We start from the raw sequence: 23,216 nt of genomic DNA on the forward strand, positions 1-23,216 counted from the left end.
AAGTTATTTCAAAAATTGTCAGTTTACATTGATGCAATACCTTTAATCATAAGATATTTAAATCAATTGCATGTGGTGCGCTCGGCCATTATGCCGTCAAATTATGGTTTTTAGCCCAATAAGGGGTCTTTATGGAACCGATTCCGGCGGGAACAGATTAACTAAACTTTATGGAGAAATCCTGTTGTATTCTTATGCTGAACCAAATTTATGGAGCCCTGGTTTATGAGCCGCCGTCAAAATAGCAGGCTGGCACGCATTAAGACCTGGTTCTTCCGTTTGTTGCTGGGCATGGTGGGCCTGTGGCTAAGCGGCATAGTGATTTTTGCCTTTGTACCGATACCGTTTTCTGCCGTTATGGCGGAGCGCCAGCTGGGAGCCTGGTTTAGCGGCGACTTCCGTTATATTGCTCACTCTGATTGGGTGGGGATGCCGGAAATTTCTCCGTGGATGGCGCTGGCGGTGATTGCCTCCGAAGATCAGCATTTCCCCACTCATTGGGGATTTGACGTTGTGGCCATTCAGTCGGTTCTGGACGGTGAGGGCAAGAAAAAAGCTATGCGTGGTGCTTCGACGTTATCGCAGCAAACGGCGAAAAATGTCTTCCTGTGGGATGGGCGCAGCTGGGTTCGTAAAGGGCTGGAAGCCGGATTGACGCTGGGCATTGAGACCGTCTGGAGCAAACGCCGTATTCTTACCGTTTATCTTAACGTTGCTGAAATGGGCAATGGCATTTTCGGCGTGGAGGCGGCGGCGCAGCGTTATTTCCATAAGCCTGCCGGCCGTCTGACGGCTTCTGAGGCGGCGCTGTTGGCGGCTGTTTTGCCTAACCCCGTGCTTTTCAGAGCCGATGCGCCGTCTGCTTATGTGCGCCAGCGCCAGCAATGGATCCTACGTCAAATGCGCCAGTTAGGCGGGGAGGATTTTTTGCGGCAACATAAATTGCGATGAAAATTATCGCTGTCATGTAGAAGCGCTGTAGCGAGAAGGCTGACTGAAAAATGCCAGCCGCTTATTTTCGGATCACTCTTCGTCAAAGCCTGCGTTAAACAGGTCAACCACCGCAGCCAGTGCTTTTTCTTCCTCCGGCCCGCTGGCCTCCACCTCAATATGGCCACCTTTAGCCGAGTCAAGCATCAGCAGGGCGATCACGCTGCTCGCTTCAGCTTCAGTACCGCTCTCGTTGCGCAGCAGCACTTCAGCATCAAAGCTTTGTACCAACTCGAACAGCTTCATCGCTGGGCGGGCGTGCATGCCTAACTTATTTTTTATCTCAACCGTTTGTTTTATGCTCATGATCTGCGTTTTTCCAGCGTACGATGACGAGACTGCACGTTTTTACCGCGCGAACGGAAATAGTCTGCCAGCTGCTCTGCAATGTACACCGAGCGGTGTTTGCCACCGGTACAGCCTATGGCCACGGTAAGATAGCTGCGATTATTGGTTTCCAGCATCGGCAGCCACAGCTCCAGATAACTGCGCGTCTGATAAATGAAATTATGGACTTCAGTGTGACGATCGAGGAAGGCGGCAACGGGGCGATCGAGACCGGTCATCGGACGCAGCTTCGGGTCCCAGTGCGGGTTGGGTAAGAAACGGACGTCAAAGACGTAATCGGCATCGATGGGGATGCCATGCTTGAAGCCAAAAGACTCGAATACCATCGTCAGTTCGCGTTCACGCTTGCCCAGCAGGCGGGTACGCAGCATTTCTGCCAGCTCATGGACCGACATTTCAGAGGTATCAATAATCAGGTCGGCGCGGGAGCGTAGCGGCTCCAGCAGAACGTTTTCTTCATCGATAGCACTTTCCAGCGACAAATTTTTGCTGGAAAGAGGATGGAGACGGCGGGTATCGCTGTAACGTCGGATTAGGGTATTGCGATCGGCATCAAGAAACAGCAGCTGCGGCGAGAAGCTATCGGGCAGGCTGGTCAGGGCATTTTCGAATACTTCCGGAGACTCCGGCATGTTGCGCACGTCAATGCTTACCGCAGCCGACATGTTGCGTTCCGCCAGCGAATGCGCCAGATCGGGCAGCAAGACTACCGGGAGGTTATCCACGCAGTAGAAGCCCATATCCTCAAGGGCTCGCAGCGCCACTGATTTTCCTGAGCCTGAACGACCGCTAACGATCATCAGCACCATTTCTTTTCCCCCGGTTTAGCCGTTTGCACCTTTGTGCCTGAAGTTGCAACAACATTTACTGTTCAATCCCAATACCGCCGGACCTTTGTCTCTACAAGATATACGGGTAACAACAGCGTTGATATTGTTCGCCCTATGCCGTTCTGCCGTCGGCTTAATCGTTACAGCCATGATTTTGGCAGCATCATCTTGCAGTTACGTGTCAAGGTGATCTTCCGTGATGATTTGATATAGCTCTTCATCACTCCGGGCGGCGCGTAGACGGCGCAGCACGGTTTTATCTGCCAGACGTTTGGCTACCAGAGAAAGCGTGTGCAGGTGCGTCTTGCACTGATCTGCCGGCACCAGCAGAGCGAACAGTAGATCCACCGGCTGATTATCAATGGCATCAAAAGCAATAGGACTTTCAAGGCGAATAAAGACGCCTACGGCGCGCAGAGTATCTTCTTCCAGCTTGCCGTGCGGGATGGCAATGCCATTACCGATACCGGTACTGCCCATTCTTTCGCGCGTCAGAATAGCATCAAAAATTATCTGTTGTGGCAGGTTGAGCTGTTTAGCCGCCAGTTCGCTGATAATTTCCAGTGCGCGTTTTTTGCTCTGGCAATGTACATCATTACGCGTGCAGCAGACGCTTAACACTGAGCCCAGTTCCAGTTTTAGATCATTGTTCATCATAGTTTCACTTACTTATTCACTTCCACGGGCGAATGGCGTTTTAGTCGCTTTAAATCAATAGGTTAATATTCATTAAAGAGTGACGGTCCGTCTTGTGAACAGCGAACGGACCGTCAAATTATTTCTACCTGAACCCCTATCCTGGCGCTAAAAGATCACTCGGTGCTTAGTGAAATTTAGTGTTGTTTTAGCTTGTCTTTATGTTTATTTAGCTGACGCGTCAGTTTATCAATGAGGCCGTCAATTGCCGCGTACATATCTTTTTCTTCCGAGGTGGCATGCAGCTCTCCGCCGTTTACATGCAGCGTGGCGTCTGCAATTTGCGTCACTTTTTCCACTTTTAAAACAATATAGACTTGGTTAATCCGGTCAAAATAGTGTTCCAGCTTGGCAAATTTAGCGGTAACAAACTCGCGCAGTGGTTCAGTGATTTCAACGTGTTGTCCAGTGATATTGAGCTGCATAGTGTCTTCCTTCTCTGTTCGTTCAGACCAGCTGTTTACGTTGGTTTGATGGCGGGATGGATAAAGACTCTCGGTATTTTGCCACAGTACGCCTGGCGACCATAATTCCCTGTTCGGAAAGCATGGAGGTGAGCTTGCTGTCGCTTAACGGTTTGGCGGGGTTTTCCGCCGAGACTAATTTTTTCACCAGCGCACGAATGGCCGTAGACGAAGCTTCGCCTCCGCCTTCCGTGTTGACGTGGCTGGAGAAAAAATACTTGAGTTCAAAAATACCGCGCGGGCTGTGCAGGTACTTTTGCGTGGTGACACGCGAAATCGTTGACTCGTGCATCTCGACCGCGCTGGCGATATCTGCCAGCACCATCGGGCGCATAAACTCTTCACCCTGCTCAAAAAAAGCCTGCTGCCGATCAACGATGCAGCGGGTCACTTTCAGCAGGGTATCGTTCCGGCTTTCCAGGCTTTTGATCAGCCACTTCGCCTCCTGCAGGTTACTGCGGATAAACTGCGAGTCGCTATCATTGCGCGAACTTGAGCCAAGAGAAGCGTAATGCTGATTGATTTTCAGGCGTGGCACGCTGTCAGCATTGAGCTCAACCGCCCAGCGATTGCTGATTTTACGCACCAATACGTCAGGGATGACATACTCAGGTTCCTGTGTATTAATCGACTGACCGGGCCTGGGGTCGAGCGTCTGGATCAGCTGCATCGCGCTTTTCAGCACGTCTTCTTTCAGGCGCGTGACGCGCATCAGGCTGCGAAAATCGTGGTTTGCCAGCAGATCGAGATGCTCGCTGACAATCAGGCGCGCCTCTTTGAGGAAAGGATAGTCATGGGCGAATTGCGATAGCTGCACCAGCAGGCAATCGCGCAGATCGCGGGCGCAGACGCCGATGGGATCAAAACGCTGCACGCGCTTGAGCACCGCTTCGATTTCATCGGGTGCCAGCTCGTCGTTACCCATGCTGTCGAGGATTTCCTCCAGTGAAATCGTCAGATAGCCGGTATCATCAACGGCATCGACAATCGACGTTGCAATCGCCCGGTCGGTATCGCTAAAGGGCGTCAGCTCGACCTGCCACATCAGATAATCCTGTAGCGTCTGCGTGGTTTCCCCCTGGTAGACGGGCAGTTCATCGTCATGATAGTCAGTGCCCGTTCCAGAAGGCGTACCCGCCGTGTAGATCTCATCCCAGGTGGCATCCAGCGGCAGCTCTTCCGGCATATCCTTCTGTTCCAGCGCTTCCCTGGTATCCAGCGCCTCGGTTTCCTGATATTCGCGGCTGTCGACCTCTTCATGAAGATCGGTCTGTTCAAGCAACGGGTTACTTTCCAGCGCCAGCTGAATTTCTTGTTGTAGTTCAAGCGTCGAGAGCTGCAACAGGCGAATGGCCTGCTGCAACTGTGGCGTCATGGCAAGCTGTTGGCTTAGCCGGAGTTGTAAACCTTGCTTCATATTCAGGATGCTTATTCCCCAGAAATCGTACCTAAGGTGAACACCTTATCAGAGTCTGAACTCTTCACCTAAATAGACACGCTTCACCTGCTCATCGGCCAGGACCGCTTCCGGTGTACCGTGGGCGATTAAGTGCCCCTGGCTGACGATATAGGCACGTTCACAGACCGCCAGCGTCTCACGGACGTTATGGTCAGTGATCAGTACGCCCAGGCCGCTGTCACGCAGATGTTCAATAATTTTTTTTATATCAATAACGGAGATTGGGTCGACTCCGGCGAAAGGCTCATCTAACAGGATAAACTTCGGATTGGCGGCCAGCGCGCGGGCAATTTCCACACGGCGGCGCTCTCCCCCAGACAGCGCCTGGCCCAGGCTGTTGCGCAGGTGCTCAATATTGAACTCTGCCAGCAGTTCGTTCGCGCGATCTTCGTGTTGTTCTTTGGTGAGATCTTCACGGATTTGCAGGACCGCCATCAAATTGTCGTAAACGCTAAGACGACGAAAAATAGAGGCTTCCTGCGGTAGATAGCCGATCCCCCGGCGCGCGCGCGCGTGCAGCGGCAGAATGCTGATATCCTCGTCATCAATCACGATGCGCCCCGCGTCGCGCGGCACGATGCCTACAACCATATAAAATGTTGTTGTTTTGCCCGCCCCGTTAGGGCCAAGCAGGCCAACGATTTCGCCAGACTTAACCTGCAGGCTGACATCTTCAACCACACGGCGGCCCTTGTAGGCCTTCGCCAGGTTTTCTGCAATTAAGGTTGCCATATTTGTTAATTACTCTTCTTCTGACCGTTGGACGGTGAGTTTTTGTCCTGCAGCTGTGATGGCACCAGCACCGTGGTAACGCGTTTGCCGGTGTTACCGAAGGCCTGCATTTTCTGCTCTTTAACCAGGTAAGTAATGCGATCGCCCTTCACATTGCTGTCGAGCTGTTCGAGATAGGCGCCGCCGGTTAACTCGACCAAATCTTTTGCCAACTCATAATGCATTTTCTGAGCATGGCCCTGAACCGGTTTACCGTTATCCTGCATTTGGTAAAACGTTGCAGGATTCCCATAGGCGTCCACGATGGTTTTTTTACTGTCGCCGCCCGGACGCGTCACCACCACTTTGTCCGCCGTGATTTTGATGCTGCCCTGGGTCACCACCACCTTGCCCGTGAAGGTTGCCACGTTACCCTGCATATCCAGCGCCTGGTTCTCTGAATCTACGTTGACGGGTTTGCTGGAGTCGTCGGTCAGCGCCAGTACCGGAACGCTAATCGCCAGCAACAGGCTGGCCGTCAGGAGTTTAATGCTGTTGTTCATTTTGAATTTCATAAGATGTTTTGACCTTTTCAATCAACTCGGCAGTTTTGTTCCGCAAATTTCCACGCATCTTCATGCCGGTAGAGTTAAAGCTCCGGCCATAAAGCGTTACCCGATCCTCTGAAGTGACATCTTGGGTCGTCAGGTTAACCTGCGCGTTGTCCGTTTTAATCCGCTCAAGCTGTGCATCCTGAGTCAGGCTATCCACCTGCACATGCCCGTAGAGATACAACATCCGATCGTTAGTGAGTTTGGCTTTATCAGCACGGACCGACCAGGACGGCACCTTATTCTCATCGTATGTCGTCAGCACCGGGTTATCAAACCAGCTTACCGCATCGGTAGCGTAATAGGTCGCTTTGTCAGAAACCAGCTTATAACTGATGACGCCCGTGGGGCTGTAGATCAACGTATGTGAATTGTCGCTCATATACGTCGGTTCATTTTCACCGCTGGTTGCGGTATCTTGACCACCGTCATTGCCCGTCAGGTTCCAACCAATTAATACTATCGCGATCGCCGCCAGTATTAGCGTCATCCAGCGTCTTGTTTTGCTCATACAGACTGCCCTATAGCCGTTTCAAACTTACCTTGTGCCATTAAAATCAGGTCACAAATTTCGCGCACCGCTCCTCGCCCACCGGCGATCCGCGTCACGTAGTCAGCGCGGGGCAGGAGGATGGGATGCGCATCTGCAACCGTCACGCTCAGACCCACCTCGGCCATAACCGGCCAGTCGATAAGGTCGTCACCAATGTAAGCCACCTGGTGAGCGTCGAGTGCCAGTGTATCCAGAAGTTCACGGAAGGCCAAAAGCTTATCTGACTGCCCTTGATAAAGATGGGTAATTCCCAGCGTGGCGCAGCGATCCTCCAGCAGTTTGGCTTTGCGCCCGGTAATAATGGCCACTTCTATTCCCGACGTCAGCAGGCAGCGAATACCGTAGCCGTCGCGCACGTTAAAGCCTTTGAGCTCTTCGCCGTTGTTACCCTGATAAATCACGCCGTCCGACATCACGCCGTCCACATCGCAGATTAACAGTTTAATGTGCTGTGCTTTGGCGAGCACCTGGTGGTTTACCGGCCCGTAACAGGTGTCGGCGGTCGTTGCTGGATGACTCATTATTCTTCGCTTCCTTGATTAAACTACGCCAGCGCGCAGCATGTCGTGCATATGGATCACGCCAAGTAGCCGATCGTTCTCAGCGACCATGACGCAGGTAATATTCCGGGTTTGCATCAGGTTCAGTGCATCCACTGCCAGCGTGCCAGGCCGGACGCGAATGCCGCCTGGGGTCATCACGCTTTCGATACTGGCGTGCTGAATATTAATGCCCATATCAAAGACGCGGCGTAAATCACCATCGGTGAAGATACCTTCTATTCGCATCGAATCGTCGCAAATAACCGTCATCCCCATGTTCTTTTGCGTGATCTCAAGCAGGGCATCACGCAGTGAAGCATCGCGGCCAACGTGTGGCATATCGTTGCCGCAGTGCATGATATCATCAACGCGCAGTAGCAGCTTGCGCCCCAGCGCGCCACCGGGATGGGAAAGCGCAAAGTCTTCTTGGGTAAAACCTCGCGCTTTTAAAAGCGCAACGGCGAGCGCATCCCCCATGACCAGCGTGGCGGTCGTGCTGGTGGTCGGTGCCAGGCCGAGCGGGCAGGCCTCTTGCGGGACTTTAACACACAGATGGATATCTGCGGCGCGCCCCATTGAGCTGTCTGGCCGGCTGGAGAGGCAGATTAATGTCACATGCCGCCGCTTCAGCACCGGGATCAGTGCCAAAATCTCTGAAGACTCGCCGGAATTGGAAATGGCAATCACCACATCGTCTGGGGCAACCATGCCCAAATCGCCGTGGCTGGCTTCAGCGGGATGGACAAAAAAAGCGGGCGTTCCGGTACTGGCAAAGGTGGCGGCAATTTTTTTACCTATGTGTCCTGATTTGCCCATTCCCATGACGACGACCTTGCCGCGACAGCGATAAATCAGATTGCAGGTCTGGGTAAAATCGTCATTGATGTACCGATCGAGCTGTTCCAGCCCTTCACGTTCAATCCGCAGTACCTCTTTCCCAGCCTGTTGAAAATCAAAGTCGCTTTCGCTAGCGAGATGCGTCATCATTCTTGAGTCCTTTTACCAGAAGGTCACTGAGGGGCATTGGTAGAGTATGCCCACCCAAAAGATAAATCCGCACAGCAGCAGCGCGCCTGCCAGCCGTCCTATGCGGCGACTACGCTGCAAACAGATCAGCGTAAACGCTGCGCTGACACCGAGCATGACCCAGTAGTCACGGGCGAAAGCCGCAGCATAGAAGGTGCCGGGATGTAATAATGCCGGAATGCCCAGCACGATAGCCAAATTATAAATATTAGACCCGATCAGGTTGCCGATAGCGATATCATCTTCGCCTTTCAGCGCCCCGGCAATCACCGTAGCCAGCTCAGGCAGGCTGGTGCCGACAGAAATAATCGTCAGTCCGATAACCAGTTCGCTGACCCCAAGGTAGTCGGCGATCACCGTGGCGTTATCGATCACCATGCTTGTCGACATCGGCAGTACGATCAGCGCAACCGCTAACCACAGAAAGGCAACCGTGTTGCCTTTATCATCGCGCGGCAGTTCGGCGAGCTGTTCGCGGGTAAACGAATCATTATTTTCGTGCTCTGCACGGCGGGCGATTTTAATAATAAACAGCAGGTAGATAACCGCTATCGCGATCAGCGCCAGGCCATCACCGCGGCTCAGCTGGTTATCAAACAGGATAAATCCACATAACAGGGTTACCAGCAGCATTAGCGGCAGTTCGCGGCGAATCAAATTAGAATGCACCGTCAACGGGTGCAGCAGAGCCGCACCTCCGAGGATCAACAAAATATTCGTGATATTTGATCCCAATGCCGTTCCGATGGCGATATCCATCTGCCCGCGTGTGGCGGCAGAGAAAGAGACAATCATTTCCGGTAACGAGGTTCCGATTCCCACCACGGTCATGCCGATAATCAGGGGAGGGATACCCAGAGAGCGGCATAAAATAGCTGCGCTGAACACCAGACGGTCGGCACCGTAAACCAGTAAGACTAAACCGATAATCAATAGTGCTGTAGCAACGAGCATGGATGTCCTTTTAATTCGGGTATAATCGACGGCTGCCGTATACCACACAGATTACGGTCATTTTGGTGGCAGTGATTTTGACGGTGTCTAAGCAAAAAGTAAAACTTATGGCAACTCAAGGTACATCTTATGCGGTAAGTTTCTGTAAAAGTGTTCATCACCTGGGGTAATACGTTACCATCGGGGGTAAATTAATCGCTAAGAATAAGGGTCGAGGTAACTATGAGCCAGACGGGAACGAATCTGGTGGACGTCCGGGGCGTCAGCTTTTCCCGCGGCAATCGGTCGATTTTCGATAACATATCTCTTACGGTGCCGAAAGGAAAAGTCACTGCTATCATGGGTCCTTCCGGGATTGGAAAAACCACGCTGCTACGCTTAATCGGTGGGCAGATCCCGCCTGATAGCGGAGAAATATGGTTCAACGGCCAAAATATTCCAACACTTTCCCGTTCCGCGCTGTACGAAGCGCGAAAAAAAATGAGCATGCTGTTCCAGTCGGGAGCGCTGTTCACCGATCTCAGCGTATTCGACAATGTGGCCTGGCCGCTGCGTGAGCACACTCGCTTGCCGGCCCCCTTGCTGCGTAGCACGGTCTTAATGAAGCTGGAGGCCGTTGGGCTGCGCGGCGCGGCCAATCTCAAACCTGCCGAGCTGTCTGGCGGTATGGCGCGGCGCGCGGCGCTGGCGCGGGCGATCGCGCTGGAGCCGGATCTGATTATGTTCGACGAGCCTTTTGTTGGCCAGGACCCGATCACCATGGGCGTATTGGTTAAGCTTATCGACGAACTCAATCATTCTTTAGGCGTGACCTGCATCGTCGTTTCTCACGATGTGCCTGAGGTGCTGAGCATTGCCGATTACGCCTATATTATTGCCGGGCAGAAAGTGATCGCGCAGGGAACGGCACCCGAGCTGCGTAAAAATGACGATGCCCGCGTGCGTCAGTTTATCGATGGGATTGCCGACGGGCCGGTGCCATTCCGCTTCCCCGCTGGGGATTATTTGCAAGATTTAGTCGGCTCTGGGAGTTAACACACTGATGTTTTTACAAGCGCTGGCGTCATTAGGGCGTCAGGGAATTAATTTCTGCGCCTCCTTTGGTCGCGCCGGATTAATGTTGTTCCATGCGTTGTTTGGCATTCCGCGCTTTCGCAAGCATGCGCCGCTGCTGGTGAAACAGCTGTATAGCATCGGTGTGTTATCGCTGCTGATCGTCGTGGTTTCTGGACTGTTTATCGGTATGGTGCTGGGCCTGCAGGGCTACCTGGTCCTGAAAACCTACAGCGCTGAAACCAGTCTCGGCATGATGGTGGCGCTGTCGTTACTGCGTGAGCTGGGCCCGGTGGTGACGGCACTGCTGTTCGCCGGGCGAGCCGGATCGGCGCTGACGGCTGAAATTGGTTTGATGAAAGCCACCGAACAGCTTTCCAGCATGGAAATGATGGCGGTTGACCCGTTGCGGCGTATTATCTCGCCGCGCTTCTGGGCCGGATTCATCAGCATGCCGCTGCTGACATTAATCTTTGTCGCGGTGGGTATTCTGGGTGGGGCGCTGGTTGGCGTGAGCTGGAAAGGCATCGATCCGGGGTTTTTCTGGTCTGCGATGCAGAATGCGGTCGATCTGCGCACTGATATTATCAACTGTACGATAAAAAGCGCCGTATTTGCGCTGACCGTGACATGGATTGCGCTGTTCAACGGCTACGATGCCATTCCGACGTCTGAAGGGATAAGTCGGGCAACAACGCGTACTGTAGTACATGCTTCACTGGCAGTACTTGGTCTGGATTTTGTGCTTACGGCACTGATGTTTGGGAACTAAGCAATGCAAACAAAAAAAAGTGAAATTTGGGTAGGTGCCTTTTTACTGTTAGCGCTCTGCGCAATTATTTTTCTCTGTCTGCGCGTGACCGATCTCAAATCACTCGGCAGCGTGACGACCTGGAAGCTGTATGCGACCTTCGATAACGTGGGTGGATTAAAGCCGGGTTCTCCGGTAAAAGTCGGCGGGGTGGTCATTGGCCGCGTATCGGACATTACGCTCGATGCAAAAAACTACTCGCCCAAGGTTAGCATGGATATTGACGATCGGTACAACAACATCCCCGATACCAGCTCGCTGGCGGTGCGCACCTCCGGCCTGCTGGGGGAGCAGTATCTGGCGCTGAATATCGGCTTTGACGATCCGGAAATGGGAACCGCTATACTGAAAGATGGCGGTACTATTCAGGACACCAAGTCTGCGATGGTATTGGAAGATCTCATCGGCCAGTTTCTTTACAAGAGCGGCAACGGTGATGTAAAGAATCCACCTGCTGCAGGTGATAAGCCCGTTCAGGGGCAGCCAGCCCCTGAAGCAGCGAATAATCCAGAAGAGGGAAAATAATGTTTAAACGTTTACTCATGGTAGCGATGCTGGTTTTGGCACCCTTAGCGGTGAATGCCGCCGCTGACCAGACTAATCCTTACAAGCTGATGGATGAAGCTGCAGCCAAAACCTTCACTCGTCTTAAGGATGAACAACCTGCTATCAGGAAAAATCCTGATTACCTGCGTCAGATTGTGCGCGAGGAGCTGCTGCCTTACGTACAGGTAAAATACGCAGGTGCACTGGTGTTGGGGCGTTACTATAAAGATGCCACTCCTGCGCAGCGTGATGCCTATTTCAACGCCTTCAACGACTATCTGGTTCAGGCCTATGGCCAGGCCCTGGCGATGTACAGTGGCCAGACCTATCAAATTGCGCCAGAGCAGCCGATTGATGGGGCGAATATTATCGCTATCCGCGTCACTATCATCGATCCTAACGGCCGCCCGCCGGTGCGTCTGGACTTCCAATGGCGTAAAAACAGCGTTAACGGCCACTGGCAGGCGTATGACATGATCGCCGAAGGGGTGAGTATGATCACCACTAAGCAGAATGAGTGGAGCGATCTTCTGCGTCAGAAAGGGATTGATGGCTTAACCGAACGGCTGAAGTCCAATGCACAGCAGCCCGTCACGCTGGACAAACAGTCATAATGAGCGATCAACTGCGCTGGGAGATGAAGGCGGGGCAGCTTTGTCTCATCGGTGAGCTGGAGCGTGAAACGCTACTGCCATTGTGGCAGCAGCGTGAGCAGGTGATGGAGCACGTGGAGAGTATCGATGTTTCCGGGCTGGAACGCGTCGACTCTGGAGGGCTGGCGTTATTGGTCCATCTGCGTCAAATTGCTATCTTGCACGGCAGAAATCCGCGTTTTACCGGTATCAATGACAGGTTGAACTCGCTGATCGCCCTTTATAACCTGCAAAAAATTATCAGCAGCAGCGATTAGGGATCTGTTGAGCGCCGCTCGCCGTGTGAAAGGCGGGAACATATTGACTTTATTACCTTTCATTCCCTAAGGGCCGTTCTGGCCCTTTATGATGTGCCGCGCCCATCCTGTTGTGGACCCTGATTTAGCCTTTTTCTTATGCCTCCGACATTTTTTGTTTGTTTAAGAGTAGGGCAGATTCCACTAAGATGTACGCCTGTTTATTATCAAGTGAAATTTGAAGCCTCATGGAAAATAGTGAAATTCAGTCCGTGCTAATGAGCGCGTTACCGTTGCAGGAAGTCCACGTGAGCGGCGATGGCAGCCATTTTCAGGTCATCGCTGTCGGTGAACTTTTCGGCGAGCTGAGCCGCGTTAAGAAGCAGCAGACGGTCTATGCTCCCCTGATGGCTTATATTGCCGATAACCGTATTCATGCGGTTTCTATCAAGACCTATACCCCTGAAGAATGGGCGCGTGACCGTAAGCTAAACGGTTTTTAAGCTGCGCAGATTTCACCACGCGCTTTGTGGTGAGGGGCTGCACAGCAGATTTATTGTCTGACAACAGAGAGTAGTTGCAATGGATAAATTTCGTGTACAGGGTCCGACCCGGCTGAGTGGTGAAGTCACAATTTCCGGTGCTAAAAATGCCGCATTACCGATCCTGTTCGCTGCTCTGCTGGCTGAAGAGCCGGTAGAGATCCAGAATGTTCCAAAACTGAAAGATATCGATACCACGATGAAGCTCCTCAGCCAGCTTGGCGTGAAGGCTGAACGAAATGGTTCTGTGTACCTGGATGCCAGCAAAGTCGATATCTACTGCGCCCCTTATGAGCTGGTGAAAACCATGCGCGCCTCCATTTGGGCATTGGGTCCACTGGTGGCACGTTTTGGGCAGGGACAGGTCTCGCTTCCCGGCGGTTGCGCTATCGGCGCCCGACCGGTCGATCTGCATATTACCGGTCTTGAGCAGCTTGGTGCCGAGATCAAGCTGGAAGAAGGTTACGTTAAAGCGTCTGTCGATGGTCGCCTGAAGGGGGCGCATATCGTTATGGATAAGGTCAGCGTTGGGGCAACCGTCACCATTATGAGTGCGGCAACGCTGGCTACGGGCACCACCGTTATCGAAAATGCCGCGCGTGAGCCGGAAATTGTTGATACCGCCAACTTCCTTAACACCCTCGGCGCGAAAATCTCCGGAGCCGGCAGTGACCGCATCACTATTGAAGGCGTTGAGCGCCTCGGTGGCGGTGTTTATCGCGTGCTCCCTGACCGTATTGAAACCGGTACTTTCCTGGTGGCAGGTGCGATTTCCGGCGGTAAAGTTATCTGCCGCGCGGCGCAGCCCGACACGCTGGATGCGGTGCTGGCCAAGCTACGCGAAGCCGGGGCGGAAATTGAGGTCGGCGATGACTGGGTAAGCCTGGACATGCACGGTAAACGCCCGAAGGCGGTCAGTCTGCGCACGGCACCGCATCCCGGCTTCCCAACCGATATGCAGGCTCAGTTCAGCCTGTTGAATCTGGTGGCTGAAGGCACGGGGGTGATTACTGAAACCATCTTCGAAAACCGCTTTATGCATGTACCAGAGTTGGCCCGCATGGGTGCGCACGCCGAAATTGAAAGCCATACGCTGATCTGCCATGGCGTAGAGAAGCTTTCCAGCGCACAGGTTATGGCGACCGATCTGCGTGCCTCTGCCAGCCTGGTACTGGCGGGGTGTATTGCTGAAGGGGTCACGGTGGTGGATCGCATTTACCACATCGACCGTGGATATGAACATATTGAAGATAAGCTGATAGCCCTCGGGGCAAATATCCAGCGGATCAGCGGCGAAGAGTAATCATTTCGCTAAGTAAAAAGGGCCGGTAGTGATACCGGCCTTTTTTTATCGGGGAGTCCGCTCATGGCGGTCGATAAGACGGTGGGTCTTCATATCAAAGTAACGACTTGGCCAGATCTTGGATGGATGAATATCTAACGCTCGCGCGATTATCCATTCGCCTTTCGGCCACGGACGGCATAATGCGTTGGCTAAGGTGGATGAACTCAAGCCTGCCTGTCGTGATTGTGCTGCAAGCGTGGTGCCTTTTTTACGCAAGGCGGCGATAATGTCGGCGGGGTGCCAGTCTTGTCGATTATATTTCACGTGCTTATCCTCCTTGAGCACTTTTTTAAAAACAGCGGTCAGTGATCTACGTTGTTCACCAGCTTTTTGCCGATCTCCCTTCATAAAAAACCAGTCACATCTGGGTTTGACCGGATTTTTATAACACTTTAGTTCCACTAAATTCCAGTTAATTCCAGAGGTAAACTTTATTTTGCGTAAGGATGCGCAAAGTTCAGGTAACTGCGTGTTGTTGTTTCAGAATGTTTTGATAGCGCTCAGGAAATTGAGCAGGGGGAGGGGAGCGGTAAAATAAGGAAGCCAGGCGCTGTACCAGGCTTCACTTGAGATTTTACTATCAGAAAGTACGCTGGACCGACATATGCGCCAGCGCTTCCAGCGCGGATCGCCACGGTGACTCCGGCAGTACCTTCAGCGCGGCAATCGCTTTATCCGCTTCCTGTTCAGCCGCATTGCGCGTCCACTCCAGAGAACCGCATTGATTCATTGTTTCCAGAACGGTTTCCAGTAAGTGGCGTCCATTACCTTCTTCAATAGCCGTGCGGATCAGGCTGGCCTGTTCCGGCGTTCCATTGCGCATCGCGTGCAGCAACGGCAGGGTAGGTTTCCCTTCACTCAGGTCATCCCCGACGTTTTTACCCAAGGTATCGCCATCAGCACTGTAATCAAGCAGATCGTCAATCAGCTGGAATGCGGTGCCGATATAACGACCGTAATCCTGTAGAGCCTGCTCCTGGGATGCGGTGGCACCGGCCAGAATGGCAGAGGACTGTGCTGCCGCTTCGAACAGACGCGCCGTTTTGCTGTAGATCACCCGCATGTAACTCTCTTCGGTGATATCCGGGTCATTACAGTTCATCAGCTGCAACACTTCCCCTTCGGCGATGACGTTGACCGCCTCTGACATTAGCGCCAGCACCTTTAACGAGCCGAGGCTCGTCATCATCTGGAAAGCGCGAGTGTAGATAAAGTCACCGACCAGCACGCTGGCCGCGTTGCCAAACGCGGCGTTGGCGGTGGCTTTGCCACGGCGCATATCGGATTCGTCTACCACGTCGTCGTGCAGCAGTGTGGCCGTATGAATAAATTCAATCAGTGCTGCCACGGTAATATGCTGTTTACCCGCATAGTCGTTGATTGCCCGCGCGGCTAAAACGGCAATCATTGGGCGGATGCGTTTACCTCCGCCGTTGATAATGTAGTAACCCAACTGGTTGATAAGGGACACATCTGAGTTCAGTTGGTCAAGTATTGTCGCATTGACGTCCGCCATATCTTGCGCGGTGAGTTCGTTTATCTGTTCTAAGTTCATTAGTCTGTTCAGCTATCGCTCAGTTCGCAGCTATGATAAGCGCCTTTACCCGTGCCTGTGGCATGAAATGTCTTACAGATTGTACTTGAAAAACGCGGCGGTGAAAGGTCCCCAATCGCGTTGCGTTTTTTTTCTGCAATACAGCGTAACAGACACTTGTCTTTAGCGGTGAATTTGCGTAGAATTCGCGCCCTATTGTGAATATTTATAGCGCAGCCTGAAATCAAAAGAAGGCAAGCGCGGAAGCGGAGTTCTATATGTACGCGGTTTTCCAAAGTGGTGGTAAACAACACCGAGTAAGCGAAGGTCAGACCGTTCGCTTGGAAAAGCTGGACATCGCAACCGGCGAAACGATTGAGTTCGACCAGGTTCTGATGATCGCCAATGGCGAAGACGTTAAAATCGGCGCACCTTTAGTTTCAGGTGGCGTGATCAAAGCGGAAATCGTTGCTCATGGTCGTGGCGACAAAATCAAGATTGTTAAGTTCCGTCGTCGTAAGCATTACCGTAAGCAGCAGGGTCACCGTCAGTGGTTCACTGATGTGAAGATCACTGGCATTAGCGCCTAAGAGGAGATCTGACAAATGGCACATAAGAAAGCTGGCGGCTCGACTCGTAACGGTCGTGACTCCAATGCAAAACGTCTGGGCGTAAAACGTTTCGGCGGCGAAACTGTACTGGCTGGTAGCATCATCGTTCGTCAGCGTGGCACCAAATTCCACGCGGGCAACAATGTAGGCTGCGGTCGTGACCACACCCTGTTTGCTACGGCGAATGGCAAGGTCCAGTTCGAAGTTAAAGGCCCGAATAACCGTAAATACATCAGCATCGTTGCTGAGTAATCAGGTTTTCGTGCCGCAGAGCAGCCGTTAAGCCGCTCACTGCGACGAAAAAAAAAGCCCCGCACTAGACTGCGGGGCTTTTTACATTCTGCCGGGAACACTGATGTCAGTTATCAAACAACAGGCAGGAATGGGGATTGTTCTAGCGCTGATCACCGCCATGAGCTGGGGATCGCTCCCTATCGCCATGAAGCTGGTGCTGCAGGTGATGGACCCCTTTACGGTGGTGTTTTACCGTTTTTTCCTTGCCACTCTTGGGCTGGGTGCGATTTTGGCGTTGAAGCGCCAGCTGCCCCCTAAGGCGTTTTTTCGCCGTCCACGCTGGCTGATGTGGGTTGTGATTGCCACCGCCGGACTGGTGGGTAACTTTGTGCTGTTCAGCTCATCGTTGCAGTATCTAAGCCCAACGGCCTCCCAGGTGATTGCCCAACTGGCACCGCCAGGCATGATGCTGGCCAGCGTCTTTATCCTGAAGGAGAAGATGCGGGCTAGCCAGATTATTGGCGGCATTACGCTGCTTTGTGGTCTGGTTATGTTCTTTAATACCAGCCTGGTGGAAATTTTTACCCGCATGAGCAATTACACCTGGGGAGTCATGCTTGGCGTCAGCGCCGCGCTGGTGTGGATTGTGTACGGCGTCACGCAGAAAATTTTGCTGCGTCGCCTGGCCTCGCAACAGATCCTGCTTTTGTTGTACACTTTATGTGCGATGGCCATGTTGCCTTTGGCACACCTTGATCTGCTGTGGCAGTTAGATCGCTGGCAGCTCGGGTGCCTGATTTTTTGCTCGCTAAATACTTTGGTAGGTTATGGTGCATTGGCGGAAGCCTACGCACGCTGGCAGGCGGCACAGGTGAGCGCTATTGTGACGCTGACGCCTCTTTTTACCCTGATTTTTTCAGAATTATTATCGCTTGGCTGGCCCGACTTTTTTGCTATTCCGCAGCTTAATACCTTAGGGTTTGTCGGAGCAATTGTCGTGGTGTCAGGCGCCATGTTTTCCGCAATTGGTCATCGCTTATGGCCACGGCGGAGCAATCCCGTTCCGATGTCATGCGCATTGGATCCCGGGCGTATGAGTGACGGAGAAGTAAAATGAAGTTTGTTGATGAAGCGACGATCCTGGTAGTAGCTGGCGATGGCGGTAATGGCTGCGTGAGCTTCCGTCGTGAGAAATATATCCCGCGTGGCGGCCCTGATGGCGGCGACGGCGGCGACGGCGGCGATGTGTATATGCAGGCTGATGAGAACCTCAATACCCTGATCGATTACCGTTTTGAAAAGTCTTTCCGCGCAGAGCGTGGTCAGAACGGCCAGAGCCGCGACTGTACCGGTAAACGGGGCAACGACATTTTGATTAAAGTTCCGGTCGGAACGCGCATTATCGATCAGGGAACCGGTGAAACCCTGGGCGATATGACGCATCATCAGCAGAAAATGATGGTGGCAAAAGGCGGCTGGCACGGGCTGGGTAACACCCGTTTTAAATCATCGGTTAACCGTACTCCGCGTCAGAAAACCATGGGCACACCGGGCGAAAAACGCGACCTGCAGCTGGAACTGATGCTGCTGGCGGACGTGGGCATGCTTGGCCTGCCTAACGCCGGAAAATCGACCTTTATCCGTGCCGTCTCCGCTGCGAAGCCGAAAGTGGCGGATTATCCCTTCACCACGCTGGTGCCGAGCCTGGGCGTAGTACGTATGGACAGCGAACAAAGCTTTGTCGTTGCCGATATTCCGGGTCTGATCGAAGGCGCTTCAGAGGGCGCAGGTCTTGGGATCCGCTTCCTGAAGCACCTTGAGCGCTGCCGCGTTCTGCTGCACACCATCGATCTGGCTCCGATCGATGAAAGCGATCCGGTGGAGAATGCGCGCATTATCCTTGGCGAGCTGGAAAAATACAGCGAGAAGCTGTTCCAGAAGCCGCGCTGGCTGGTGTTCAACAAGGTTGACCTGCTGGATGAGGAAGAGGCGGAGTCCCGTGCTAAAGCGATTGCAGAAGCGCTGGGTTGGACCGAGAAATACTACCTGATTTCTGCTGCAAACCGTGCGGGCGTGAATGCGCTGTGCTGGGACGTGATGGCCTTTATTAAAGCCAACCCGAAAGAAGCTGAGCTGGTCGCCAAACAGCCGGAAAAAGTCGAATTCATGTGGGATGACTACCACCGCCAGCAGCTGGAAGAAGCGCAGCCGGAAGTGGAAGAAGACGATGACTGGGACGACGACTGGGATGAAGACGACGAAGAGGGCGTCGAAACCATCTATCAGCGTTAAGCCTCGCTAAAATAAACGGGACCCAGACCAACGGCGTCCCGTTTTGCTATCCCGCCATCGCCCCCACCTTCCTGCGTTCGGCGGCATCCTGTACCGTTCACGGCGAAAGCCTGCATCGAGGGGATATGACAGGCTGACAGTGGGCATTATTCTGCAACCGAAAGTATTAATTCAGTTGGTGTGGTAGCCAGCAGCAGGCTTCCAGGCCACTGCGGTCGCTGCGATTGTTCAGGCTGAGGTGGCCGTGATGGATTTGTACAATACGCTGCACGATATTCAGGCCAAGGCCGCTGCCGCCATAACGCCTGTCCATGCGATGAAATGGCTTAACGGCATCTTGCAGGGCGGCGGTATCAATGCCCGGCCCTTCATCACGCACCGTGATGTTGCTGCCTCCCACGTCATCCGTCAGCAGCAGCGTAATGGCTGAGCCCTCGGGGCTGTAGCGTGAGGCGTTTTCAAGTAAATTACGCAGCATCAGACGGAGCAGTACGGCATCGCCCTGTACCCCGATCCCCGTATCACCGCTGACCGTGAGCCGCTGCTGTCGAAGCGTTAACAACTCGTCTATTTCCATCCGCAGCGGATCGACGACCTCATGCCAGCTAAGCGTTTGGTAATGACCGCCGGTCAGAGCCTGGCCTGCGCGCGACAGCATAAGCAGCTGTTCGATGACGTGAATCAACCGATCGATACGCGCTACGAGCATGGCACCCTGCTGTATCCCCTGTTGCTCAAGCAGTTCCAGGTGCAGGCGCAGCCCCGCCAGCGGCGTACGCAGCTCATGGGCGACATCGGCGGTAAACAGGCGTTCCTGTTGTGAAGAGTGGTCAAGCCGGCTCAACAGCTGATTTAATGAGCCGGTCACCGCGGCAATCTCATCCATCTCCGAATGGAGGGGAAGCGGAGTAAGATTATCCGCCGAGCGGGTGACCAGGCTGATTTGCAGCGCGCGCAGAGGCCGGATAATCCAGCTGATTGCCCAGAAGGAAAGCAGCAGGGTAAAGCACACCATTACCAGCGAAGGCAGCAGCAATGAGGCTACCGCTTCGCGGATCTCATTCTCGACCTGTTCATTGCGCGCGTGGGCCGTGAGCGTTTCATTGACCAGAAATCCGATCTGCTCGCGACTCTCGTGCCATAACCATAATGCACTCATGAGCTGACAGCTGAGCAGGATCAGCGCCAGCATGATCAGCAAACGCTTACGCATACTGTTCATGGGCGTTCTTCCAGCCGGTAACCCACGCCGCGTACCGTTTTGATTCGCTCTTTACCCAGCTTGCGCCGCAGATTATGAATGTGAACCTCAAGCGTGTTCGAGGAGGTGTCATCCTGCCAGCTGTAGAGATCCTGCTGCAATGTTTCACGATGCACCGTCTGACCAATACGCATCAGCAGGCGGGTTAACAGTGAAAACTCCTTGGGCGTGACGTCCACCGGCTGAAGGTCGACAGCCACCTGCTGCGAGGAGAGGTTGAGGGAGATATCGCCATGCTGCAACAGGTTATCGCTTTTTCCCTGATAGCGGCGAATAAGCGCACGAACGCGCGCTTTCAGCTCCGCCAGCGCAAAGGGTTTAATCAGATAGTCGTCGGCACCGGCATCCAGCCCATCGACCCGATCCGATAGCGCATCACGCGCAGTGAGGATCAGCACCGGCAGGTCCTGCTGCTCTTTACGCCACTGACGCAGCAGATGGGCTCCATCCCGATCCGGCAGGCCGAGATCCAGCACCACCAGGCTATACTGACCGCTTTGCAAAAATGCAGCCCCTTGAGCCGCATTCGCCGCGCAGTCAACGGCATAACCTTCCCCACTCAGGGCGAGGCTAAGGCCTTGTTGCAGCAGCGCATCATCTTCTACGATCAATATTTTCATCAGATCAGTTATTCCGGTAAACGTCCTTGTACAGTCGGCTTTCGAAGCGAACCAGAGGGATGCGGCGTTGGCGCTGATCCTGCGGCGGGACGGCATAGCCTGACAGGAACTGCACAAAGGCCACGCGTTGGCCACTGGCGGTAGTCATAAAGCCGGCCAGATTATAGACGCCCTGAAGTGAACCGGTTTTGGCCGAAACCTTACCGTCAACGCCCGCCTCGTGCAGACCGCCGCGATAAAGCAGTGTGCCGTCATGACCGGCCAGCGGCAGCATCGAAATGTAGTCCAGCTGACCGTCGTTTTGCGCAATGTACTGAAGGACCTGCATCATGGTGGCGGGAGAAATTAAATCGTGGCGCGACAGCCCCGAACCATCCACCTGAATGCTGTTGCCCAAATCGATATTTGCCTTCTGGCGCAGGATCTGACGCACGGCATCGGAACCCGCTCGCCAGGTGCCCGGCACGCCGAAACGCTCGCGGCCGATGGTGCGGAATATCGTATCGGCGATCATATTATCCGACTTCTTCAACATGATCCTCAGCAGGTCGTGCAGCGGGGCCGACTGGGTTTGCGCCAGCACCGTGGCAGGCTCGGTTAGCAACGTCTGGCGGACAAGATGGCCACTGTAGTCAATTCCGGCATTCTGTAGCTCTGCCTTCAGCAACGCCCCGGCATAGCTGGCACCATCCTGAATCGCAAACGCCAGCGGCAGCGGTTCAGCACGCTGCGTCAGGCAGCCGGTTAGCGTGAAACGGTTTAGCTCGCCGGGCACCACGTCCAGCTCGCAGTACTGGGCGTCGGGTGAGCCTTTTGCCAGCGTGCGCACTTCACTGAACATATTGACCGGATAATAAGACGCCACGCGAATAAAGGCTTTATCACCCGGGTTTGGTGCGCTGTATAACGATACCGAGAAGCAGTTACGGTCGACGATAGCGGCCCCCGGCGGTGCGCTGAAGCACTGGGTCATATCGTTCCACGGCCAGCCTGGGGCCTTGTCGTGGCTGGCGAACACCGACGTATCGATGACCAGGTTGCCCTCAATGTGCTCGACTCCCTGCTTTTTCAGGGTCGTCACCATATTGCGCAGATCCTGACGCGTCAGCGTGGGATCACCGCCGAAGCGTGCCACCAGATCGCCACGCAGCGTATTACCACTCAGGCTGCCTTTGCTTTCCAGCTGGGTATGGAAACGGTAGTCAGGGCCGAGTTGTAACAGAGCAGCCAGGGCAGTGATGACTTTCATCGTACTTGCTGGTAACGCCATCTGCTGGCTGTGGTAATCAATTGATGGCGCAGCCGCACCAATTTTCTGTACCATCAGCGCCAGATTTGCGCCGTCGGGTAAAAATTCGCTGTATTCTTCGACGGGCGCAGCCTGCGCTTGCAGCATAAATGCGCAGGTAATGCCGGTAACAATTCGTGAAAATCGCATAATCTCGCGGTAACAGACAGGTGATGCTGCCATACTACGGTGCATCGTGGTGGAAAGTAAACGATGACCCCTATGGAACTCTGGGGTAAAATACGTATCAAATTGCGAAATTGATTCTGGCCTGGAGCTTGCTCCGGGTCAGGTTTCTTTCGTTTTAAATCAGTAACAGACGCCGCAGAACGCCTTTTCTGCATACTAGTCGTCAGGACGGCGGCACTTTGAACAGGACAGATTTTACGAGGTATTGAGATGAATCAGATTCCGATGACGTTAAGGGGCGCGGACAAGCTGCGCGAAGAGCTGGAAGAGCTGAAAACCGTCAAACGGCCCAGAATTATTGCCTCAATTGCCGATGCGCGTGAACACGGCGATCTGAAAGAAAACGCGGAATATCATGCCGCGCGTGAAGAGCAGGGGTTCTGCGAAGGACGCATTCAGGAAATTGAAGCGAAATTGTCGAATGCCCAGGTGATTGATGTCACCCAAATGGCCGGCAATGCCAATGGCCGAGTGATCTTCGGTGCGACCGTGACCGTGCTGAATGTAGAGACTGACGAAGAGTCAACCTACCGCATCGTTGGCGATGATGAAGCGGACTTTAAGCAAAATTTGATCTCGGTGAATTCACCGATGGCGCGCGGCCTGGTGGGTAAAGTCGCTGATGATGTGACCGTCATCAAAACCCCCGGCGGCGATGTCGAGTACGAAATCGTAAAAGTGGAATATCTCTGATTTCTGCTACTCTCAAGAATATTCGTCACAGATGAGTTTTGCGTGTATGGCTGCACACGGTGTGTAGACCCACCCCGCCAATGCTGTCGTACATGCGGATCACTGACTTGTGTCAGCTTGCCGG

The 23,216-nt window shown here is 53.5% G+C and carries 29 protein-coding genes; 13 read left to right on the forward strand and 16 right to left on the reverse strand.

What is annotated here, in order from left to right; all coding sequences use genetic code 11:
* Positions 1–225: 225 nt before the first annotated feature.
* Positions 226–951, forward strand: coding sequence for a monofunctional biosynthetic peptidoglycan transglycosylase (gene mtgA, locus ETA_RS02670; RefSeq protein ID WP_012440072.1), 726 nt, complete (start codon positions 226–228; stop codon positions 949–951).
* Positions 952–1,023: 72 nt separating this feature from the next.
* Here mtgA and npr read toward each other — a convergent pair whose 3' ends face one another.
* From npr to ETA_RS02725, 11 genes are all read right to left on the reverse strand, one after another.
* Positions 1,024–1,296: a PTS phosphocarrier protein NPr gene (gene npr / locus ETA_RS02675; RefSeq protein WP_012440073.1), complete on the reverse strand. Its 273-nt coding sequence runs from the start codon at positions 1,294–1,296 to the stop codon at positions 1,024–1,026.
* The gene (gene rapZ / locus ETA_RS02680; RefSeq protein WP_012440074.1) at positions 1,293–2,147 is read right to left on the reverse strand and encodes an RNase adapter RapZ; all 855 of its coding nucleotides are present in this window, start codon (positions 2,145–2,147) and stop codon (positions 1,293–1,295) included. Before rapZ ends, npr begins: the two co-directional genes overlap by 4 nt.
* A gap of 195 nt (positions 2,148–2,342) precedes the next feature.
* Positions 2,343–2,825 carry a PTS IIA-like nitrogen regulatory protein PtsN gene (ptsN, locus tag ETA_RS02685; protein ID WP_042958555.1) on the reverse strand — a complete coding sequence of 161 codons (483 nt, stop codon included), beginning with the start codon at positions 2,823–2,825 and terminating at the stop codon, positions 2,343–2,345.
* Between the two features lie 176 nt (positions 2,826–3,001).
* Positions 3,002–3,289, reverse strand: a complete 288-nt coding sequence (hpf, locus tag ETA_RS02690) for a ribosome hibernation promoting factor (RefSeq protein ID WP_012440076.1) — start codon at positions 3,287–3,289, stop codon at positions 3,002–3,004.
* Positions 3,290–3,311: 22 nt separating this feature from the next.
* Positions 3,312–4,745, reverse strand: coding sequence for an RNA polymerase factor sigma-54 (gene rpoN / locus ETA_RS02695; protein ID WP_012440077.1), 1,434 nt, complete (start codon positions 4,743–4,745; stop codon positions 3,312–3,314).
* 48 nt (positions 4,746–4,793) lie between these two features.
* Positions 4,794–5,519 (reverse strand): LPS export ABC transporter ATP-binding protein, encoded by a 726-nt coding sequence (gene lptB, locus ETA_RS02700; protein ID WP_012440078.1) that lies wholly within the window; start codon positions 5,517–5,519, stop codon positions 4,794–4,796.
* 5 nt (positions 5,520–5,524) lie between these two features.
* Complete coding sequence (gene lptA / locus ETA_RS02705; protein ID WP_012440079.1) at positions 5,525–6,073, reverse strand: lipopolysaccharide ABC transporter substrate-binding protein LptA; 549 nt, start codon at positions 6,071–6,073, stop codon at positions 5,525–5,527.
* Complete coding sequence (gene lptC, locus ETA_RS02710; protein WP_012440080.1) at positions 6,045–6,620, reverse strand: LPS export ABC transporter periplasmic protein LptC; 576 nt, start codon at positions 6,618–6,620, stop codon at positions 6,045–6,047. Before lptC ends, lptA begins: the two co-directional genes overlap by 29 nt.
* Positions 6,617–7,183 (reverse strand): 3-deoxy-manno-octulosonate-8-phosphatase KdsC, encoded by a 567-nt coding sequence (gene kdsC, locus ETA_RS02715; protein WP_012440081.1) that lies wholly within the window; start codon positions 7,181–7,183, stop codon positions 6,617–6,619. Before kdsC ends, lptC begins: the two co-directional genes overlap by 4 nt.
* Positions 7,184–7,201: 18 nt before the next feature.
* Positions 7,202–8,191 carry an arabinose-5-phosphate isomerase KdsD gene (gene kdsD, locus ETA_RS02720; protein ID WP_193345522.1) on the reverse strand — a complete coding sequence of 330 codons (990 nt, stop codon included), beginning with the start codon at positions 8,189–8,191 and terminating at the stop codon, positions 7,202–7,204.
* Positions 8,192–8,203: 12 nt separating this feature from the next.
* On the reverse strand, positions 8,204–9,184 hold the full coding sequence (locus ETA_RS02725; RefSeq protein WP_012440083.1) for a calcium/sodium antiporter: 981 nt from the start codon (positions 9,182–9,184) through the stop codon (positions 8,204–8,206).
* 222 nt (positions 9,185–9,406) lie between these two features.
* On the opposite strand from ETA_RS02725, the gene mlaF reads away from it, so the two are divergent.
* The 7 genes from mlaF to murA all read left to right on the forward strand — a co-directional run bounded on the left by mlaF (position 9,407) and on the right by murA (position 14,328).
* A complete protein-coding gene (gene mlaF, locus ETA_RS02730) occupies positions 9,407–10,219 on the forward strand; it encodes a phospholipid ABC transporter ATP-binding protein MlaF (RefSeq protein ID WP_012440084.1) in 813 nt (270 codons plus the stop codon).
* Between the two features lie 7 nt (positions 10,220–10,226).
* Positions 10,227–11,009: a lipid asymmetry maintenance ABC transporter permease subunit MlaE gene (mlaE, locus tag ETA_RS02735; RefSeq protein WP_012440085.1), complete on the forward strand. Its 783-nt coding sequence runs from the start codon at positions 10,227–10,229 to the stop codon at positions 11,007–11,009.
* 3 nt (positions 11,010–11,012) lie between these two features.
* The gene (gene mlaD, locus ETA_RS02740; protein ID WP_012440086.1) at positions 11,013–11,573 is read left to right on the forward strand and encodes an outer membrane lipid asymmetry maintenance protein MlaD; all 561 of its coding nucleotides are present in this window, start codon (positions 11,013–11,015) and stop codon (positions 11,571–11,573) included.
* Positions 11,573–12,208 carry a phospholipid-binding protein MlaC gene (gene mlaC, locus ETA_RS02745; protein ID WP_012440087.1) on the forward strand — a complete coding sequence of 212 codons (636 nt, stop codon included), beginning with the start codon at positions 11,573–11,575 and terminating at the stop codon, positions 12,206–12,208. Before mlaD ends, mlaC begins: the two co-directional genes overlap by 1 nt.
* The gene (gene mlaB / locus ETA_RS02750; RefSeq protein ID WP_012440088.1) at positions 12,208–12,504 is read left to right on the forward strand and encodes a lipid asymmetry maintenance protein MlaB; all 297 of its coding nucleotides are present in this window, start codon (positions 12,208–12,210) and stop codon (positions 12,502–12,504) included. Before mlaC ends, mlaB begins: the two co-directional genes overlap by 1 nt.
* Positions 12,505–12,731: 227 nt before the next feature.
* Positions 12,732–12,986, forward strand: a complete 255-nt coding sequence (ibaG, locus tag ETA_RS02755; RefSeq protein WP_012440089.1) for a BolA family iron metabolism protein IbaG — start codon at positions 12,732–12,734, stop codon at positions 12,984–12,986.
* Positions 12,987–13,065: 79 nt separating this feature from the next.
* On the forward strand, positions 13,066–14,328 hold the full coding sequence (murA, locus tag ETA_RS02760; protein WP_012440090.1) for a UDP-N-acetylglucosamine 1-carboxyvinyltransferase: 1,263 nt from the start codon (positions 13,066–13,068) through the stop codon (positions 14,326–14,328).
* 45 nt (positions 14,329–14,373) lie between these two features.
* Here murA and ETA_RS02765 read toward each other — a convergent pair whose 3' ends face one another.
* Positions 14,374–14,634 (reverse strand): helix-turn-helix domain-containing protein, encoded by a 261-nt coding sequence (locus ETA_RS02765; protein WP_042959237.1) that lies wholly within the window; start codon positions 14,632–14,634, stop codon positions 14,374–14,376.
* A gap of 316 nt (positions 14,635–14,950) precedes the next feature.
* Complete coding sequence (ispB, locus tag ETA_RS02770; protein ID WP_012440092.1) at positions 14,951–15,925, reverse strand: octaprenyl diphosphate synthase; 975 nt, start codon at positions 15,923–15,925, stop codon at positions 14,951–14,953.
* 257 nt (positions 15,926–16,182) lie between these two features.
* Between ispB and rplU the strand changes: the two genes are divergently transcribed.
* The 4 genes from rplU to cgtA all read left to right on the forward strand — a co-directional run bounded on the left by rplU (position 16,183) and on the right by cgtA (position 19,041).
* Complete coding sequence (gene rplU / locus ETA_RS02775) at positions 16,183–16,494, forward strand: 50S ribosomal protein L21 (protein ID WP_004155106.1); 312 nt, start codon at positions 16,183–16,185, stop codon at positions 16,492–16,494.
* Between the two features lie 15 nt (positions 16,495–16,509).
* Positions 16,510–16,767 carry a 50S ribosomal protein L27 gene (rpmA, locus tag ETA_RS02780; protein ID WP_012440093.1) on the forward strand — a complete coding sequence of 86 codons (258 nt, stop codon included), beginning with the start codon at positions 16,510–16,512 and terminating at the stop codon, positions 16,765–16,767.
* A 112-nt stretch (positions 16,768–16,879) separates the two neighbouring features.
* On the forward strand, positions 16,880–17,866 hold the full coding sequence (locus ETA_RS02785) for a DMT family transporter (RefSeq protein ID WP_049778773.1): 987 nt from the start codon (positions 16,880–16,882) through the stop codon (positions 17,864–17,866).
* Positions 17,863–19,041, forward strand: a complete 1,179-nt coding sequence (gene cgtA / locus ETA_RS02790; protein ID WP_012440095.1) for an Obg family GTPase CgtA — start codon at positions 17,863–17,865, stop codon at positions 19,039–19,041. Before ETA_RS02785 ends, cgtA begins: the two co-directional genes overlap by 4 nt.
* Before the next feature lie 166 nt (positions 19,042–19,207).
* Here cgtA and pmrB read toward each other — a convergent pair whose 3' ends face one another.
* From pmrB to dacB, 3 genes are read right to left on the reverse strand one after another with little or no spacing between them, the layout of a single operon-like run.
* A complete protein-coding gene (pmrB, locus tag ETA_RS02795; RefSeq protein WP_012440096.1) occupies positions 19,208–20,263 on the reverse strand; it encodes a two-component system sensor histidine kinase PmrB in 1,056 nt (351 codons plus the stop codon).
* On the reverse strand, positions 20,260–20,922 hold the full coding sequence (pmrA, locus tag ETA_RS02800; RefSeq protein WP_012440097.1) for a two-component system response regulator PmrA: 663 nt from the start codon (positions 20,920–20,922) through the stop codon (positions 20,260–20,262). Before pmrA ends, pmrB begins: the two co-directional genes overlap by 4 nt.
* Positions 20,923–20,926: 4 nt before the next feature.
* Positions 20,927–22,360: a serine-type D-Ala-D-Ala carboxypeptidase gene (gene dacB / locus ETA_RS02805; protein ID WP_012440098.1), complete on the reverse strand. Its 1,434-nt coding sequence runs from the start codon at positions 22,358–22,360 to the stop codon at positions 20,927–20,929.
* 249 nt (positions 22,361–22,609) lie between these two features.
* Here dacB and greA point away from each other — a divergent pair, with 249 nt between their 5' ends.
* A complete protein-coding gene (greA, locus tag ETA_RS02810; protein ID WP_012440099.1) occupies positions 22,610–23,092 on the forward strand; it encodes a transcription elongation factor GreA in 483 nt (160 codons plus the stop codon).
* Positions 23,093–23,216 lie beyond the last annotated feature (124 nt).

It is taken from the genome of Erwinia tasmaniensis Et1/99 (assembly GCF_000026185.1).
Classification (GTDB): domain Bacteria; phylum Pseudomonadota; class Gammaproteobacteria; order Enterobacterales; family Enterobacteriaceae; genus Erwinia; species Erwinia tasmaniensis.